At 62.8% G+C, this 18462-nt stretch carries 15 protein-coding genes; 12 read left to right on the top strand and 3 right to left on the bottom strand.

All coding sequences use genetic code 11. The features are described 5' to 3' along the window. The first annotated feature begins 70 nt into the window (after positions 1 to 70). The 8 genes from qhpR (at position 71) to IE125_RS14810 (ending at position 9782) form a co-directional block, all read left to right on the top strand. On the top strand, positions 71 to 1129 hold the full coding sequence (gene qhpR / locus IE125_RS14845) for an AraC-like transcriptional regulator QhpR (protein ID WP_189445445.1): 1059 nt from the start codon (positions 71 to 73) through the stop codon (positions 1127 to 1129). Between the two features lie 129 nt (positions 1130 to 1258). Further along, entirely contained in the window at positions 1259 to 1849 is a 591-nt protein-coding gene (locus IE125_RS14840; RefSeq protein ID WP_189445444.1) for a DNA-3-methyladenine glycosylase I, read from the top strand. Between the two features lie 240 nt (positions 1850 to 2089). Next, complete coding sequence (locus IE125_RS14835; protein ID WP_189445443.1) at positions 2090 to 3340, top strand: sarcosine oxidase subunit beta family protein; 1251 nt, start codon at positions 2090 to 2092, stop codon at positions 3338 to 3340. A 182-nt stretch (positions 3341 to 3522) separates the two neighbouring features. Continuing rightward, positions 3523 to 3861, top strand: a complete 339-nt coding sequence (locus IE125_RS14830) for a sarcosine oxidase subunit delta (RefSeq protein WP_189445442.1) — start codon at positions 3523 to 3525, stop codon at positions 3859 to 3861. Next, entirely contained in the window at positions 3858 to 6938 is a 3081-nt protein-coding gene (locus tag IE125_RS14825) for a sarcosine oxidase subunit alpha family protein (protein WP_189445441.1), read from the top strand. Before IE125_RS14830 ends, IE125_RS14825 begins: the two co-directional genes overlap by 4 nt. A gap of 81 nt (positions 6939 to 7019) precedes the next feature. After that, positions 7020 to 7697 carry a sarcosine oxidase subunit gamma gene (locus tag IE125_RS14820; RefSeq protein ID WP_189445440.1) on the top strand — a complete coding sequence of 226 codons (678 nt, stop codon included), beginning with the start codon at positions 7020 to 7022 and terminating at the stop codon, positions 7695 to 7697. Further along, positions 7694 to 8560, top strand: a complete 867-nt coding sequence (purU, locus tag IE125_RS14815) for a formyltetrahydrofolate deformylase (protein ID WP_189445439.1) — start codon at positions 7694 to 7696, stop codon at positions 8558 to 8560. Before IE125_RS14820 ends, purU begins: the two co-directional genes overlap by 4 nt. Before the next feature lie 220 nt (positions 8561 to 8780). Next, complete coding sequence (locus tag IE125_RS14810) at positions 8781 to 9782, top strand: TerC family protein (protein ID WP_189445438.1); 1002 nt, start codon at positions 8781 to 8783, stop codon at positions 9780 to 9782. Here IE125_RS14810 and IE125_RS14805 read toward each other — a convergent pair. Beyond that, positions 9739 to 11484, bottom strand: coding sequence for an alkaline phosphatase family protein (locus IE125_RS14805; RefSeq protein ID WP_189445437.1), 1746 nt, complete (start codon positions 11482 to 11484; stop codon positions 9739 to 9741). The two genes, IE125_RS14810 and IE125_RS14805, sit on opposite strands and share 44 nt — an antisense overlap. Before the next feature lie 163 nt (positions 11485 to 11647). On the opposite strand from IE125_RS14805, the gene IE125_RS14800 reads away from it, so the two are divergent. The 3 genes from IE125_RS14800 to IE125_RS14790 all read left to right on the top strand — a co-directional run bounded on the left by IE125_RS14800 (position 11648) and on the right by IE125_RS14790 (position 13349). Next, a complete protein-coding gene (locus tag IE125_RS14800; protein WP_189445436.1) occupies positions 11648 to 12328 on the top strand; it encodes an alpha/beta hydrolase in 681 nt (226 codons plus the stop codon). Next, positions 12325 to 12957, top strand: a complete 633-nt coding sequence (locus IE125_RS14795; RefSeq protein WP_189445435.1) for a DUF938 domain-containing protein — start codon at positions 12325 to 12327, stop codon at positions 12955 to 12957. Before IE125_RS14800 ends, IE125_RS14795 begins: the two co-directional genes overlap by 4 nt. A gap of 149 nt (positions 12958 to 13106) precedes the next feature. After that, positions 13107 to 13349 carry a hypothetical protein gene (locus tag IE125_RS14790; protein WP_189445434.1) on the top strand — a complete coding sequence of 81 codons (243 nt, stop codon included), beginning with the start codon at positions 13107 to 13109 and terminating at the stop codon, positions 13347 to 13349. A 108-nt stretch (positions 13350 to 13457) separates the two neighbouring features. Here IE125_RS14790 and IE125_RS14785 read toward each other — a convergent pair whose 3' ends face one another. After that, positions 13458 to 14873, bottom strand: a complete 1416-nt coding sequence (locus tag IE125_RS14785; RefSeq protein WP_189445433.1) for a PhoH family protein — start codon at positions 14871 to 14873, stop codon at positions 13458 to 13460. A gap of 509 nt (positions 14874 to 15382) precedes the next feature. After that, entirely contained in the window at positions 15383 to 17062 is a 1680-nt protein-coding gene (locus tag IE125_RS14780) for a peptidoglycan DD-metalloendopeptidase family protein (RefSeq protein ID WP_189445432.1), read from the bottom strand. A gap of 456 nt (positions 17063 to 17518) precedes the next feature. On the opposite strand from IE125_RS14780, the gene IE125_RS14775 reads away from it, so the two are divergent. Continuing rightward, positions 17519 to 18454, top strand: a complete 936-nt coding sequence (locus IE125_RS14775) for a LysR family transcriptional regulator (protein ID WP_189445431.1) — start codon at positions 17519 to 17521, stop codon at positions 18452 to 18454. Positions 18455 to 18462 lie beyond the last annotated feature (8 nt).

Genomic DNA, 18462 nt, shown 5'->3' with positions numbered 1-18462 from the left:
GGATTCGCCGTCACGACTGGTACGAAACTTGCTGGCTAATAGCAACGTCGCATCAGCTGGTAAAACCATCATGGACCTATCGCTTCTTTCGGGCGGCCTCGGGGCCGACAGCGGCATCAGCGGTGTCGGCAACCGAGGTGTGCTCTCTGCCGCGGCTAGCGGTCTGTACGATTTTATCGGTCGCCACGGTGGCGATGCCGACCGTATTCTGGGTGCCAGCGGCGTCGACCCGGAGTTGCTGGCGCAGCCGACGCTGAGCCTTGGCCTCGACGAATACTGCCGGGTCATGGAAAACGCCGCCCGCGACTCTCAGTGCGGCAATTTCGGCCTCTATTACGGCCAGCAGTTCAAACCTCAGGCACTGGGTTTGATCGGCTATATCGGTCTGTGTTCGTCGACGCTCGAGACGGCGCTCTCCAACTGGGTTGCCGCCTTTCCGTATCACCAGCACGAAACCCTGATCCGCCTGGTGGACTCCGACGACTGCTGGCGGCTCGATTATCAGGTGCAGCACGGGCGTATTCTCTGCCGGCGCCAGGATGCGGAGCTGACCATGGGCATGGCGCTCAACCTGATTCGTCACGCGGCCGGGCCGACCTGGGCGCCGCGCGCGGTGATGTTCGAGCATCCACGGCCCGAGCAGTGGCACGATCACGGCAAGTCTTTCGATGCGCCGATCTACTTCGACCAGCCGTGGAATTCGATGCTGATTCCCAAGCGCGACCTGAGCCGACCGATGCCCGAGAGCGATCCTCTCCTGCTCGGCGTGATCGTCGACGCTATCCGCCGGCTCGACGGGCAGCGCACGCCGCAGGGGCTCGTCGACCGAGTGCGGGATCAGGTGCGTCAGACCCTCTCTCAGGGAGAGCCGACGCTCGAGCGCGCCGCTCACCGCCTCGATCTCTCGAGCTGGTCGCTGCAGCGGCGACTCAACCGCGAGGGGGTGAGCTTCAGCACACTTCTCGACGGTGTGCGTCGTGAAATGGCCGATCACTATCTTCGTCAGCCGCATCTCTCGATTTCGGAGGTGGCGCTGCTGCTGGGTTTTTCCGAGGCCAGCGCCTTCTCGCGAGCGTTCCGGCGATGGCATGGCGTCAGCCCGCGACAGCGGCGAAGCGACTTTCAGTAAGTTGGAGTACTTGCAGTAAGTTGAAGTGCCTGCGTTGACGCCACAGGCGTCGATGAGCGGTTGCGTTTGGCGAGTCGGTTCGCGCACGGCACAATCGAGGGCACTGCCTCATGCCGACAAGAGCCAACGATGACCGAACCGAATGCCGATCTGCCGCGCTGTGCCTGGGCGCAATCCCATCCGCTGAATGCTTCCTATCACGATGAAGAGTGGGGCGTGCCGGAGTACGACAGCCGAGCGCTATGGGAGAAGTTGATCCTCGATGGCTTTCAGGCGGGCCTCTCGTGGCTGACCATCCTCAAAAAGCGCGACGCTTTTCGAGTGGCGTTCGACGGCTTCGATCCCGACATCATCGCCAGGTACGACGAGCATGATGTCGAGCGTCTGCTGAGCAATGCCGGGATCATCCGCTCCCGATCCAAGATCGAGGCGACGATCGGCAATGCCCGCGCCTACCTCGCCATGCGCGATAGCGGCGAAGACTTCTCCGAATTTCTGTGGGGCATGGTCGGCGGCCGCCCGATCCAGAACGTCATTCCCGCCGGCACTCATGCCCCAACCCAGACGCCGCTCTCGCTGCAGATCTCGAAGGCGCTCAAGCAGCGCGGCTTCAAGTTCGTCGGCCCCGTGATCGTCTACGCCTGGATGGAAGCGGTGGGTATGGTCAACGACCATGACGAGGCGTGTCATCGTCGTGGGCCTGTCGAAACGATGGGGTGAGGCAGACTGGAGCTACGAGCTACGAGCTACGAGCTACGAGACACTGGCATTGGGAGCTGGAGTAGCCAATCCCTCTCTGTCGCGAATCCCTCTCTGTCGCAAATTCTATGGTCTTGTCGCAAACGCGCCAGCGTGTGACGTGGCCGAACATCATGCCCTCTTGGCCCGGCGATACCATCGCCGGAAATCACCGTTTTCGTCGCCGGGCGTCGGCGTCGGGCCTGGCGCAGAGAGGGGCACATGCAACGTTATTCCGGTTTCAGTCTGGTCAAGCACGCGCTGAGTCATCACGAGAACTGGCAGCGTCACTGGCGTAATCCCGCGCCGAAGAAAGAGTATGACGTCGTGATCGTCGGCGGCGGCGGTCACGGGCTGGCGACCGCGTACTATCTGGCCAAGGAGCACGGCATCACCAATGTGGCGGTGATCGAGAAGGGTTGGCTGGGCGGCGGTAACACGGCCCGCAACACGACCATCGTGCGCTCCAACTATCTGTGGGACGAAGCCGCTGCGCTCTACGAGCACGCGATGAAGCTGTGGGAGGGGTTATCGCAGGACCTCAACTACAACGTCATGTTCTCCCAGCGCGGTGTCCTCAATCTGGGGCATACGTTGCAGGACATGCGTGATATCCAGCGCCGCGTGAACGCCAATCGGCTCAACGGTATCGACGGTGAAGTCGTGACGCCGGAGAGAATCAAGGAGATCGAGCCGGCGCTGGATGTCTCGGCCCGGGCGCGCTATCCGATTCTGGGGGCTTCGTGGCAGCCGCGCGGTGGCGTCGCCCGCCATGACGCGGTGGCCTGGGGCTTCGCACGCGGCGCCGATGCGCTGGGTGTCGATCTGCTGCAGCAGACCGAGGTGACCGGCTTCAAGATGCTCGACGGCAAGGTCGTCGGCGTTCACACCAATCGTGGCGATATCGGGGCGAAAACGGTCGGCTGTGTCACGGCAGGCAACTCGGGGACGTTGGCTAAGATGGCTGGCTTCCAGCTTCCGCTGGAGTCGCACCCGCTGCAGGCGCTGGTCTCCGAGCCACTCAAGCCGATTCTCAATACCGTGACGATGTCCAACCACGTTCACGGTTATATCAGTCAGTCCGACAAGGGCGACCTGGTGATCGGAGCCGGGATAGACGGCTACCTGGGCTACGGACAGCGCGGCAGTTTCTCCATCGTCGAGCACACGCTGCAGGCCATCGTCGAGATGTTCCCGGTCTTTTCGCGCGTGCGCATGAACCGCCAGTGGGGCGGCATCGTCGACACCACGCCGGATGCCTGCCCGATCATCTCCAGAACGCCGGTGCGCGGTCTCTACTTCAACTGTGGCTGGGGCACCGGTGGGTTCAAGGCAACCCCGGGCTCCGGCAACGTCTTCGCCTGGTCCCTGGCCCACGGCCAGATGCACCCGATCGCGGCGCCGTTCTCGATCGATCGATTCAGGACCGGGGCCTTGATTGATGAACACGGCGCTGCCGGCGTCGCGCACTGAGTTCTGCGAGCTGCGCCACACGATGGCAGCGTTGTCCGCCTCTTCGGAGTCCTCATGTACAACCACGTACATTCCGGCTCCTCGATCGTCGGACGCCTTGCCCTCACGCGGCTCGCTGACCAGAACAACCTTAGAGAGATTTGCCGACGCTAGTCATCGCGGCTGGAAAGAGGAAATTGGCGATGTTTTATATCTACTGCCCTTACTGCGCCGAGTATCGCGAGGAGGAGGAGTTCCACCCGAAAGGGCAGGCGCACATCGCGCGTCCGCTGGATCCGATGGCAACTTCCGATGACGCCTGGGGCGACTATCTCTTCTTCCGTGACAATCCGCGAGGCGTGCATCACGAACTGTGGGTACACGCGGTGGGCTGTCGCAAATTCTTCAACGTCACACGAGATACCCGAACCTACGCGATTCTCGAGACCTATCGGATTGGCGAGCAGCCGAGCGTGACGGCCGATTCGGTATCGACGGGTTCGGCAGCATCGACCGCCACCCTGACGGGAGTCCAGGCATGAGCGAACTACAGCAACGTCGCGTGGCGGCAGGCGCGGGTTTGGGATTGGAGATCGATCGGGATCGGCCGCTGGCGTTCACGTTCAACGGCAAGGCCTACCAGGGCTACGCCGGCGATACGCTGGCCTCGGCGCTGCTGGCCAACGGGGTCGACGTGGTCAACCGCAGCTTCAAGTATTCGCGTCCGCGCGGCGTCGTGGCTGCCGGGGCGGAAGAACCCAACGCCATCGTCCAGCTGGGTGCCAGCGAGGCGACGCAGACGCCTAACGTGAGAGCGACGCAACAGGCGCTCTACGAGGGGCTGACGGCGCGCAGCACCAACGGCTGGCCCGATGCCCAGCGCGACATGATGAGCCTGATCGGTAAGGTCGGCGGGCCGTTCATGCCAGTCGGATTTTACTACAAGACGTTCAAGGCACCGGCGTCGATGTGGCTGACCTATGAAAAGATGATCCGCAAGGCGGCCGGGCTGGGGCGAGCGCCGAGCGAAGGCGACCCGGATATCTACGATCATGTGCATCGCCACTGCGACGTGCTGGTCATCGGCTCGGGCCCGACAGGACTGTTCGCGGCGTTGACGGCGGCGAAGAGTGGTGCCCGCGTCATTCTCTGCGACGAGCAGGAGCGCTTCGGTGGCTCGGCGCGCGACAGCGACGAGACGCTCGATGGCGTGCCGGCGCCGCATTGGGTGGCGCAGATCGTCGAGCGGCTGGCAGCGATGGACAACGTCACGCTGCTGGTGCGAACGACCGCCAACGGCTATTTCGATCACAACTTCGTCACGCTTCACGAGCGGCGCACCGAACATCTTGGCGACAGCGCGGCGATGACCGGCGGTCGGCGTCAGGCGCGGTCACGTCTGCACCGGGTCCGTGCGCGCCACGTCGTGCTGGCGACAGGCGCTCATGAGCGGCCGCTGGTCTACGCCGGCAACGACGTGCCGGGCAACCTGCTGGCAGGCGCGGTGTCGAGCTGGATTCGGCGTCAGGCGGTTCGCCCCGGGGAGCGGCTGGTGCTGTCGACGACCAATGACACTGCCTATCGCGCGGCGCTCGACTGGCAGGCCGCGGGTGGGGAGGTCGTGGCGATCGCCGACGCTCGCGCGAATCCGGAAGGCGCAATGGTCGAACGGGCCAGGGCGGCCGGCATGCGGATCATCGCCGGCAGCGCGGTAATCGAGGCGACGACCGACCGCAAGGGGCACCGCGTCAATGGCGCGCGCGTCGCGGCGGTCGACATTGCCGGTCATCGGATCGATGGCAGCATCGAGACTCTGGTTTGCGATACGGTGGCGAGTTCCGGCGGCTACAGCCCGGTGGTTCATCTGGCGGCGCACACCGGCGTGCGCCCGGTGTGGCGAGACGACATTCTGGGCTTCGTCCCCGGGCAGACCGTCGCCCCGGTTAAGGGATTCCACCCGGTCGGCGCCGCCGCTGGCGTTTATTCACTAGGGATGGCCTTCGACGCGATCGCCGAGCATCTGCCGGCCGCGCTGGCGGCCGACGGCATTGCTCTCGCGCCGAGCGCGCCACCGCAGCTCGAGACGCTGGCGCAAGGCGAGGCGGTCGGGCTCTATCACGTGCCGCACGACAAGCCGACCATGCGCGCGCCGAAGCAGTTCGTCGATCTGCAGAACGACGTGACGGCCGCGGCTATCGAACTGGCGACGATCGAGGGTTTCGAGTCGATCGAGCACGTCAAACGCTACACGGCCATGGGCTTCGGTACCGATCAGGGCAAGCTCGGCAATATCAACGGCATGGCCATCGCCGCACGCTGCCTCGGTCAGACGATTCCCGAGACCGGCACGACGGTGTTCCGCCCCAATTACACGCCGGTCAACTTCGGCGCGATCGTCGGGCGCCACTGCGGCGAGCTTTTCGACCCCGAGCGCTACACCGCCATGCATCAATGGCACGTCGAGCAGGGCGCGGCGTTCGAGGATGTCGGGCAGTGGAAGCGCCCTTGGTACTATCCACGTCAGAAGGCTTCGGGCGAGCGCGAGACGATGCACGAAGCCGTTGCCCGCGAGTGTCGCGCCGTGCGCGAGCAGGTGGGTGTGCTGGATGCCTCGACGCTGGGCAAGATCGATATCCAGGGACCGGACGCGCGGGAGTTCCTCGGGCGCATCTACACCAATGGCTGGGAAAAGCTGGCGGTCGGCAAGGCGCGCTACGGCCTGATGTGCAAGGACGATGGCATGGTGATGGATGACGGCGTTACCACCTGCCTGGCGGACAACCACTTCCTGATGACCACCACGACCGGCGGTGCGGCGGCGATTCTGGAGTGGCTCGAGATCTGGCACCAGACGGAGTGGCCGGAACTCGAGGTCTACTTCACCTCGGTGACCGATCACTGGGCGACGATGACGTTGACCGGCCCCGAGGCGCGCAATCTGCTGAGTGAATTGACCGATATCGATCTCGATCGTGAGGCGTTCAAGTTCATGGAGTGGCGCGAGGGCACGGTAGCCGGGGTACCGGCCAGGATCTACCGAATATCGTTCACCGGGGAGCTCTCGTTCGAGATCAACGTCCAGGCCAATTACGCCATGCCCGTCTGGGAGGCGCTCTTCGCGCATGGCGACCAGTACGGATTGACGCCCTACGGCACCGAGACCATGCACGTGCTGCGCGCAGAGAAGGGCTTCATCATCGTCGGTCAGGACACCGACGGCTCGATGACGCCGGAGGACCTCGGCATGCAGTGGTGCGTGGGCTACAACAAGCCCTATCCGTGGATCGGCAAGCGCGCCCTGACGCGCTCGGACACTCGCCGCGAGGACCGCAAGCAGCTGGTCGGGCTCAAACCGCTCGACGCCGAGGTCGTGCTGGAAGAGGGGGCACAGATCGTGCTCGATCCGAAGCAGGCAATCCCGATGCGAATGGTCGGCCATGTCACGTCGAGCTATTACAGCCCGACACTGGATCATGGCTTTGCCCTCGCCGTGGTCAAGGGCGGCCACAAGCGTCTCGGAGAGCGCGTCTATTTGCCGATGGCCGATGGCGTCACGCACGTAGCCGAAGTGGTCAGCTCGATCTTCTTTGACCCGAAAGGGCAGCGTCAGAACCTCTAATACAAGCGCCATTGGCCTGAATCCTGGCCGTTGGCTCATTGTTTGAAAGCCATCGGCCGATTTTTTGAAAGGAGCGTCTGGATGACCAGAGTTGCCTATTTCGATCCGCACCCGGCGCCGACGGTGCCGCGTCAGTCGCCGCTGCATCACATGGCAGAAATAGCGCCGACTGGCGATGTTGCCGTGACGCTGCGCGAACACGCCTTTCGCGATCATCTGAACCTGCGCGGTGAGCCGGGGGTGCTGGCATCCGCGGTGGAGTCCGTGACGGGGCTTGCACTGCCGCTCGAGCCGCAGCAGGTGGTGTTCGGCGATGGCACGTCGCTGCAGTGGCTGTCGCCGGATGAGTGGCTATTGATCGTGCCCGGCGGGGAAGGGTTTCGTCTTCAGCGCGAGCTGCGCAAGGCGCTGGGTGATGCCCATTTCAGCATCGTCGACGTCAGCGGCGGACAGACATTGCTCTCGCTCGAGGGCGAAGAGGCAATCTCGGTGCTGATGAAATCGACGGTCTACGACGTCGACCCGCGTCATTTTCCCGTCGGCAAGGGGGTCACCAGCGTCTTCGCCAAGGCGAACGCGATCATTCGCCGTGTCGACGACACGCGCTGGGAGCTGGTGGTGCGGCGCAGCTTCGCCGATTACTGTCTGCGCTGGCTGCTGGACGCCGGCGAGGAGTTCGGCATCGCGTTTCAGCGGGCCGAGCACGAGGTCGATGCGCGAGAGGCGGCGCCTGCCGGCGAGGCGGAGATGACCACATGAGTGCCTTGCGCGGGGCCTGGGTACTGGCGGCCCAATGTCCGAGCCGTCTCGGCACCGTCGATGTGGTCACCCGGTTTCTCAAGGAGCAGAGTTGCTACATCACCGAGCTGCACTCGTTCGATGACTATCGTGGGGGGCAGTTCTTCATTCGCGCGGCGTTTCGACCGGAGGTGGCGGACTTTGAAGAATCGACGTTCCGCGAGCAGTTGGCAGCCCGTGCGGTAGAGTTCGGCATGACGTTCGAACTGATGGCGCCGGAGACGCGACTGCCGGTGGTCATCATGGTCTCCAAGGCCGATCACTGCCTGAACGATCTGCTCTATCGCTACCGCACCGGACAGCTGGCGATCGACGTGCGCGCCATCATCTCCAACCATCCGGATCTGGAGCCGCTGGCAAGCTGGCACGGCTTGCCCTATCACCATTTGCCGATCACCTCGGAGACCAAGCCGCAGCAGGAAGCGGCCGTCAAGCGGGTGGTGGACGAGAGCGGAGCTGAGCTGGTGATTCTGGCGCGCTACATGCAGGTGCTGTCGGCCGCGCTGTGTCACGAGTTTGCCGGGCGGGCGATCAATATTCACCATTCGCTGCTGCCGGGTTTCAAGGGCGCCCGACCGTATCATCAGGCCTACGAGAAGGGCGTCAAGCTGGTCGGTGCGACTGCCCATTACATCAACGATGATCTCGATGAGGGGCCGATCATCGCTCAGGGCGTCGAGGCCGTGGATCACGCTCATTATCCCGAGGATCTGGTAGCCAAGGGGCGCGATATCGAATGCCTGACGCTGGCGCGAGCCGTGCGCTACCACCAGGAAAAACGCGTGTTTCTGCACGCCGGCCGGACTGTCGTGCTGGCTGGCTGACGGCGGTCGTTAACGCTGGAACGACAGTTGCGCCGGGCAGCGCTTGCGGCCACAATGCGCTCAGCACGGAAGGGGAGTATCCCGCGAGCCGGGTCGCCCGACCCGCCTCGACCGTGACGTCGTCAGCACGGGCCACATGCCCCGGCGTTACGGGTCGCTTCGTCAGCGGAGCGATGGGAGAGACTTTCGGTGACGCTCACCGTCTACCGGAGGTCTCTGTATGCACGTACCCGTCTGGGTCTGGCTGGCTACTGTTGCCGGCATCGCCGCACTGTTCGTCTTCGATTTCTACGCCCACGTGCGTAAACCCCACGACCCGACCTTCCGCGAAGCGGCCTGGTGGTCGGTGTTCTTCGTCGCGCTGGCGGCCGTTTTCGGCGGCGGCCTCTGGTGGGTCTGGGGCGCGCAGCATGGTGCCGAATACTTCGCTGGCTTCATCACCGAGAAGAGCCTGTCGGTCGATAATCTCTTCGTCTTTTTGATCATCATGACCAAGTTCGCGGTGCCGCGCGCCTATCAGCAGAAGGCGCTGCTGATCGGTATCGTGATCGCCCTGATCCTGCGCGGCATCTTCATTGCCGTTGGCGCGGCGGCGATCGCGCAGTTCAGCTGGATCTTCTATCTCTTCGGTCTGTTCCTGCTCTACACCGCGATTCAACTGGTGCGAGAGGGCACCGGCGGACACGACGAGAACGAGGAGTACGAACCCAACGCCATGGTGCGTTGGATCCAGAAACGGTTACCGGCCACTGACGAGTTCGACCAAGACCGGCTATTCACCGTGAAAAACGGCAAGCGTCTGGCGACGCCGCTGATGATGGTCGTCGTTGCGCTCGGCATGACCGATGTCCTGTTCGCACTGGACTCGATTCCGGCCATCTACGGGCTGACTAAAGAGCCCTATATCGTCTTCACCACCAACGCTTTCGCGCTGCTCGGGCTGCTGCAGCTCTACTTCCTGCTCGGCGGGCTGCTCGCGCGCCTGGTCTACTTGAGCCTGGGGCTTTCGTTCATCCTCGCCTTTATCGGGGTGAAGCTGATCGTCGAGGCGATGCATACGAACAACCTGCCATTCATCAACGGTGGCGAGCCACTTCACCTGGTGCCGGAAATCCCGATCTGGCTGTCGATGACGATCATTCTCGGCACCCTGGTTATCACGACCGTGGCCAGCTTGATCAAGAGCCGGAATCTGTCTCGGGAACCGTCGCGCCAGCACTGATCCGCTCGCCGTTAGCGCCCAGCCGATCGACGGCGGCATCGCCGCCGTAGAGCTCATGTAGCAGGGCACGCATGTTCTCCATCGGAATGGCGCTATCCGGCCCCGGCGGGACCATGCCGCGTCGGAAGCCGTGGTCGATGAAGCCCTGAAGCAGTGCAGGATCGTCACTGATGATGTGCAACGGCACGTCCTTGCCCGGGTTGTCGCCGATCACGGCGGGCGCTGCCTGATGATCACCCAGAATCATCATCAGGGTGTGATGGTTCTGCGGCGCTGTATCGCGAGTTCCGGCCGTTGACTGGCCCTCGACCAGGTAGTGGGTGGCGAACCCGCTGGCAGCCTGCAGTGCATAGTCGATGGCCGGCCCGTAGTTCTGACGCATCGCTTGCGTGTCGTGCCATAGCGAAGCGTAGTCATCACCCGCCCCTTGCCAGCGATCGAAAACCTGGCCGTCGCCCAGCGTCGACCAGTCGTCGATCATGTCGATCACCGGCGACCACGGCGCGTGACTCGATAGCGTCGCAAGCTCGGTGAAGGTCGACTTCTCATGGGCTGCGAGCACGTAATCCTCGACGCGCTGCCAGGTGAACTGGTCGGGCATGCTGGCCCAGCCCATCGACGGCCCCTGATAGCCCATGCTGTCAGACGTGTGAATCTCGTCGTAGCCATAGAGATCGCCTTCGGGCCAATCACGCACGACGCCTGGCATGATCGCCGAAGTGACATGATTGGTCGCCTTGAAATCATCGATCAACGTCGAGTGCTGGCTGTTGATCATCAGCTCGAAGCGCAGCTGCGACGTGACCGGTAGCCCACTCGAGAAGGTGGCGTGATTGAGCCAGGACTGGCCACCGAGCGTTGCGGCGGTGACCCGGCCGGTAACGACCGAGAGCCCGGCCGAGGAGAGCTGTTGCTGAACCTGATACAGGCGCGGACGTATCTCGTCGGCGAACGGCTCCCGCTCGATGGCAGCCACGCCGTAGGACTCGATGAAGCCGAGAATCACGTCGACATTGGCGAGACCCGGAAGCGGCGCGCCGCCGGGGCCGGCCCACGGGTGGTCGTCGTGATAGAGCTGGTTACCGAAGTCCGCCATGGCCCGACGCGTGTCCTGCACTCGCGACCACTCGAAGTCGATGAAGTTGACCACCGGATGGCCTAGCTTGGCCACCCATGGGCTTGCGTCGGTCTGGCGCATGGCATCGATTCTGGCAATGCCCGCGCCCCCCAGAATGATCAGCAGTAGCGCCCAGCGTCGAGAGACGTTACCGGCGTGGAATCCTTTGAGCAGCGCCGCGAGAAGTGACGCGACCAGAAAGAGAACGAGCCCGAGCGCGATGAATCCGACCAGCGCCAGCGGCAGACCGAGATTGGCAACGACCAGTTCGATCAGAATCGGAATCAGCTTGATGTCGGTGTAGAGATTCAGCGAACGCCCCTGCATCGACTGCGTCAGGCCGTCGCCGAGCGCGCAGAGAGCAATGGTCACGGCGAACAGCGCGACCAGGCCGCAAAGCCAGCGCCGTAAGCGGCAGGCAGGCATCAACGCCATCAGCCCGACGACCAGAAGCGCCTCCAGGGCGATCCAGTGCATAGGGGGGAATCCGGCCCAGGGAAACTCGGGGCTTAAAAAAAGGATATCGAGCAGTATCAGAGCAAGCAGCAGGCACCAGCGGGGCGCACGGGACAGGGAAAGCGGCATCTCTCATCCTTGAGTCGGCATGACGAATTGAGCATAGCAGCACGAGGCGCCCGAGCCGGGTCGGGCGCGATGGCATCGAGTCCTTACGCAGCGGGCAAGCGTTTGGATGGCGCGTTAGACTTGTCATTTCGGTATCGACTCCATTTTTTCGAGGAAGCGTCGCATGGCTCAAGCGCAAGAACTGATCATCGAACCGGCGGGCGGTCGGCAGGCCGATGCCTGCGTCATCCTGCTCCACGGCCTGGGTGCCGACGGCCACGATTTCGAACCGCTGGTACCTGCACTGGGGCTGCCGGACGAACTCGCCGTGCGATTCGTGCTGCCCCATGCACCGACACTGTCGGTCACGGTGAATGGCGGCATGAGCATGCCGGCCTGGTACGACATTCTCGAGATGAATCTCGGGCGTCGGGTCGATGTCGATCAGCTGCGTGCCTCCGCGCACCGGGTCCAGGGCCTGATCGATGATCAGATCGCCGCTGGCATCGACAGCCGGCGCATCGTGGTGGCGGGCTTTTCGCAGGGCGGTGCCGTGGCCTATGAGGCAGCGCTTGCCTGCGATAAACCGCTGGCCGGGCTGCTGGCGCTGTCGACCTACTTCGCGACCGCCGACACGATCGCCCTGGCACCGGCCAATCGCCAGCTCCCCGTCGAAGTTCATCACGGCACCCAGGATCCCGTCGTTCCCGAATCGCTGGGGCGGGAGGGCGCCGAAAGGGCAGAGGCGCTGGGTTATCCGGTGCACTACCGCACCTACGCGATGGGCCACAGTCTCTGCCCGGAGCAGGCGGTGGATATCGCCTCCTGGCTCGCTGGCGTACTGTCGGTGCCGACGGCGTCATGAACAGCATGGACGTGCTCGAAGATGGCGCCGACCGACGACTGTCCAGTCCGGCGGCCCTGCGCAATCGTCAGCCGATTCTCGACGTGCTGCGCGGGACCCTGCCCAACCGGGGGACGGTGCTCGAGATCGCCAGTGGCAGCGGTGAACATGCGATCGCTTTCGCCGAGGCTCTGGCGCCACTGCGCTGGCAGCCTTCCGATATCAGCGAGTCAGCGCTGGCATCCATCGAAGCGTGGCGCCAGCAAGCCGGTCTCGAGAATCTGCTGACCCCGTTACGCCTCGATGTCTCGGGTAACTGGCCGCAGATTCCCGCGCTCGCGGCCGTGGTCTGTATCAACATGATTCACATCTCGCCCTGGGCGGCGGCCGAGGCACTGTTTGCCGCTGCGGGGCGAGCACTGCCGCCTGACGGTGTCCTGGTGATCTATGGACCCTTCAAACGCGATGGGCAGCACACCGCGCCGAGTAATGAGCGCTTCGACCGAGACCTGCGCACGCGCGATTCCCGGTGGGGCGTGCGTGATCTTGAAGCCGTCGAAGCGCTGGCGGCGAGGCACGGTCTCGTCAGGCAATCGGTTCACGACATGCCCGCCAACAATCTCGGCGTGGTGTGGCGGCGCGATGGCTGACGCTTCGTGGCGCGTTGGCGTTTCGCGGAGCAGGAACGCGCGATGACGTCGTGGCATCTACACTGTAGGGATCGTGAACTGAATCGACATGGAAAGCGGGTCGCAACCGCAATGGTCCATGAAAGATGACCCATGAAAGGAGTCGAGTCGTGTCGGATTTTTCCGTGGAATTTCGTATGCCGAAAGGCTGCCCCAATTGCGGCAACCACATGATGAAGGTATCGCAGGAGAAAAACCCCGATGACCGGGTCTTCTGCACGTCCTGCAACACGGACGTCTGTGCCTGGGCCGATGCCGAGCAGATTCTCGCCGAGACCCCGCGCAGCGAAGCCGAGCAGTTGATCGAGGATGTGATGAACAACAAGAAGCCCTCGACGGATGACAATCACTGATTGAGCGAGGTCGAGTCGTCCGCTGCGTTCGCTGGGCGGCGCGTCCAGCTCAAACGTAAAGCCCCGGCTCGATGGCCGGGGCTTTGCGGTGAGGGGTTATCGATATTGTTACAGCAGCTCCTCCGCTGCCAGTGCCAGGCGAGAACGCTCGACGCTTTTCAGCGTGATGTGCCCGGCGTGAGGCCAGTCGCGAAAACGCTCGACCACGGCCGCCATGCCACAGGTGTTGGCCGTCAGGTACGGTGTGTCGATCTGACCGACGTTGCCGAGACAGACGATCTTGGTGTTACGGCCGGCCCGAGTGACCAGTGACTTCAACTGCTTGGGTGTGAAGTTCTGCGCCTCGTCGATGATCAGGAAGGTATCGTTGAGCGTTCTGCCACGCATGAAGGTCGGGGAGCGAATCTGCACCCGCGAGCCGATCAGCTGGCGTGTGGCTCCGTCGCTCCAGCTCGAGGATCCTTCTCGTTCGTCGCGCAGCAGGTTGTCCATGTTGTCATGAAAGGCCCCCATCCAGGGTGACATCTTCTCCTCTTCGGTGCCGGGCAGAAAGCCGATGTCCTCGCCCATCGGTATCGGTGCCCGCGTGAAGACGATCCGTTCGAACTGCTTGGTATCGAGCGTCTGTTGCAGGGCGGCGGCCAGCGTCATGAAGGTCTTGCCGGTGCCCGCGCTGCCGGCGAGGGTGAGGAAATCGATGGATGGGTCCATCAGCAGGTTCAGCGCGAAGTTCTGACGACTGTCGTGAGCGTGAACCCCCCACACGCCGTCGTGGTGTCGGTAGTTGGTGAGTAGCTGAAGCGTCGCCTTCGAGGGCCCGTGGCTGCGCACGATCGCCTCGAATTCTGCGCCATTGTCGCTGTCCGAGACCAGCATACCGACGTGCCAGTCTTTCGGAATTCTTCCCTCGAGATGGTAGAAGGTGCTGCCCTCGCAGCGCTCGACCATGACCTCGACGTCGAGCGATCCCCACAGACTTCGGCCGTCTCGACCGGCATCGGCGTAGATCTTGGCCCCTTCGATCATGGCATCGAGATCGTCGAAAGCGCGGTCGTTGAGGTAGTCCTCCACGGGCACTTCGAGCGCCGCGGCCTTGACGCGTAGATTGATGTCCTTGGTCACCAGAATGACCGAGGCATCTGGGCGGTCGTGCTTGAGTCGGCAGGTTTCGGCGAGGATGCGATTGTCCGGCGAGTTCTCCAGTCCTTCGGACGGTGTCAGGTCGCGGTAGCAGAGAAAGCGCAGCCGGCCGGAAGGTCCACCGGTAACGCGGGGAATGGGAATGCCTTGCTGAATCTGTTCGGGGGTGACGTTGGCGGTAAGGTCGGAGAGCGTGCGGCTGATCTGCCGCGCGGTTCGCGCGATCTCGCGCATGCCGTTTTTGTGTTTGTCGAGCTCCTCGAGCACCGTCATGGGGATGACGACATCATGCTCTTCGAATTGGTAGAGGGCTGCGGGGTCGTGGATCAGGACGTTGGTGTCCAGTACGTAGAGCCTGTTCGCTTTCTTGTCGATTCGCACCATCGGCAAAAGCACTCCTGTGAGTTCAAGGCTTCTTCGACCCTGACAGAGCGCCGTGACAAATCGATGTCCAGGCCATCTCCATCAGTGCCACTAGCTCAGCACTACTATCTCGGCACCTTGATTCCGGGGAAAGGGCACCGTGTCTAGCCAAAGGCTGTGTCGGCATCACCTCGCTGGCGGATGGAGTGGCTACCAGAATGATCCTATGTGAGCGAAAGTGCCAGCCCTGAATGCGGTGCGGTGAGGTTATGTGAGGCCGAGCTGCTCAAACGCCTGATCGGCGAGTCATCCTCGGCCTCCTTGCCAGCACACGCAGGCGCCTGGAAGAGCTAGAGAGGCGTCTTCCAGGCGGTATAACCGTTTCTGCAAGCGCAAAGCCTTGGCAACAGACAGGTCTCTGCAAGAGGTTGGAGCGTCTCCATGGCGGCGCCATACCATGGCTTCAACGGAGCACGGAAAAGCCCCGCCGAAGCGGGGCTTTTAGGAGGGAGCCTGTCTACCGCAAGAGATCAGATACTGTCATCGGACTCCGACTTGCCGCGCTTGACCTGAGCAATGGCGGGTTCGTCGCCGCTCTGCGTATCGAGCTTGGCCAGCAGATCCTCGGAATGTTTCTGGAAGGCGGCCAGCGCCTTGCCGGTGAGGCTCTGGGATTCCGGCAGTTTCACTCGCATGGCATCGACCTGGTGGTGGTTGACCAGGACTTCGTAATGCAGGTGAGGACCGGTCACGCGGCCGGTACTGCCGGAGAGCGCGATCTCCTCACCCATCTTGACGTGTTCGCCCGGTTTGACCAGCGACTTGCTGAGGTGCAGATAGCGCGTGTCGTAGCCGTTGGGGTGGTGGATCACGATGTATTTGCCGGCCAGCGGATGATCGACCACGCGCGTGACGACACCGTCGGCTGGCGCATCGATCGGCGTACCGGAGCGCATGGCAAAATCGGTGCCCTTATGCGGGCTGATACGCCCGGTGACCGGATGCAGTCGGCGCAGGTTGAACGGCGAGCTGATCCGGTAGTGACCTTCGAACGGGTAGCGATTGAAGGCCGGGTCGAGGCCATTGCCGTCCGGCGTATAGAAGTGATCGTCGGCATCATTGCGGACCACCGTCAGGTCCATGCGCTCACCCTTGTACTGGGCGGCCAGGATCTTCGAGTCCATCGACTGGCCGTCGATCATGTCCGACTCGACGACGACCTGGAACTGATCGCCCGCGCGTGCATTGCGACGGAAATCGAGCTTCTTGGACAGCACCTGAGTCAGTTCGGCGACTTCGGCGGTCGAAAGGCCGGTGGACTGCGCCGACGACGCGAACGAGCCGCTGACCGTACCGCTGAAGACACGCTGCGCCGCTTCACCCGTCTTTTCGATGGAGGTGTAGGCGAAATCCTGGTTCTCGTCCTTTCGCTGGATCAGATAGCCCTCGCGCGGGTTCTTCATCACCCGCAGCGCAATGAGCTCACCGGACGCATCCAGTTTGTAGTCGAAGCTGCTGCCCTGGCGCCAGCGGGTCAGGACCTTCTTGTCAGGCACGGTACCGAGGATCTGCATCACCGAAGAGTAGCCAAGGCCCAGCGTGCGTTCAGCCGTCTTCGCGAAGGAGTCGCCACTCTGGATGGTGTAGCTCTGCCACTCGGGAACGTAGTCCTCCTTGGAGGCGATTTCGTCACCGAGCTGCGTGCTACCGCTCGGATCGGCGGCGTTGTCGAAGGTCCAGTCCTCGTAGGAAGTACCGCCGACATCGTCATTGTCCTCGTCGGATAACGCCGGCGTCCCGGACGAGAGAGCAACTCGGTTGGCCACCTGGAGCGTATCGCTGGCCAGAGCAGTCGCGGGCTTCGAAGCGACCGGTCTGGCGATCGAGGTGGACGGAATGGCATCGTCGGCTTCCGCCTCGGGCACGAAATCGACGCTCATGACCTCGAGCGGCTCGAGTTGAGCCAGCGGCGTATCGAGGGAGGTGTCGCTGTCGTCGCTGCGTTGGCCATCGCCCGATTGAGTGGCGGCGGCATTGACGATCGATTGGGAAATCGTGGTCGTCGTGGCGACATTTAGCGGCTCGGTGGTGTTCTCGGAATCGCCGAAAACACCGATGATCTTTTGCGCGCCCAGCACGGTGACCATGGTGGCCACCGGCAGTAGAAGAACCTTATGCGTGCGGGGCAGCGAATGGAAAATTCGCAACATGAAGATGAAGGCCCGGAATAAAAAAAGATGACAAAACTAAATAAAGGCTGATGAACCTTACCCTAGTGCAGTGTTAATTGCCTAGTCTGTATTTAAATACAGTATACGAAGTGCCATGAGCCGGGCTTTCACGTTTTTCGGGATCGCTGAACGCCTACCGGTAAACCTGATGGGAAAGTAAGCGGGTGTAACCTGGTGGTGCAATTCATTGCACTGATATGGTGCATTAAAAATCATTGTTTTGCCGGCTAATATTCCAGGCGTAAAGGGCTTGTATGAGAATTGTCGGACTTTTTCTGTTCCTGTCTTCCGGCACATTTTCGTCGCCGGTGACAAAAAGTAAGATGCCTGCAGGCGTTGAACTATCCGTCATTCTTACACCAGGCGGTGGCGGCGTGTCCGAGGGGCATTCCCGCCGGGCGGTGTCGGATACGCCGGACAGACGAGGAGACAGTCGTGCCCAAAGTCACGTTGCTGCAGTGGCAAATGCTGGCAGCAGTAGCCGATCACGGTGGTTTTGCCAAGGCCTCGGCAGTGATCCATAAAAGTCCTTCCACGCTCAACCATGCGATCCACAAGATCGAGGAGCAACTGGGCGTGACGCTTTTCGAGCCACAGGGGCGACAGGTGGTGTTGACTGAAGCAGGGGCCATGCTGCTGCGAAGAGCGAGACAGCTGATCGACAATGCCGCCTCGCTCGAGGATGTCGCCGAACACCTGGCGGGCGGACAGGAGGCCGAGGTCATTCTTGCCGTCGATCAGATATTCCCGGCGGATGCGCTGGCCGATGCCCTGACGCGCTTCTCGGAAGCCTTTCCCCATGTTCGCGTGCAGCTTCACGAAACCGTACTCAACGGGGCGGTGGAGATGCTCTACGAGGCGCGGGCGGATCTGATCGTTTCCGGCGTGAGCGCGCAGGGATTTCTGGGGCAGCCGCTGGTCGATGTGCCGTTCATCGCGGTGGCGAATCCTCACCATCCGCTTCACGACATGGGGCGAGAGCTCGACCTGCGCGATCTCGAACAGCACCGCCAGTTGGTGATTCGCGACTCCGCCGTCCGCCATCGGATGGATGTCGGCTGGCTCAAGGCGGAGCAGCGCTGGACGCTGAGCCACCTTTCGACGTCCGTCGACATGCTCGAGCGCGGGCTGGGCTTCGCCTGGGTGCCGCAGACACGAATTGCCGATGCGCTGGCCGCCGGGCGGCTGAAGGCGCTGCCGTTGCGGGTCGGCGGCATCCGACACGCGTCGTTGCAGTTGATCTATCGCGATATGGACGGCGCTGGGCCTGCGACACGGTCTCTGGCGGGCGCACTGCTCGCAAGCGTCGTCGCGACCTGCCCGCGCGACACGCTGCCGGGTAACCATGAGATATCCGGCGGCGCGCACTGAGCGGGGTC

The sequence above is a fragment of the Salinicola rhizosphaerae genome, assembly GCF_014652715.1.
GTDB lineage: Bacteria > Pseudomonadota > Gammaproteobacteria > Pseudomonadales > Halomonadaceae > Salinicola > Salinicola rhizosphaerae.
This window is presented reverse-complemented; position numbering and strand designations above follow the sequence as displayed.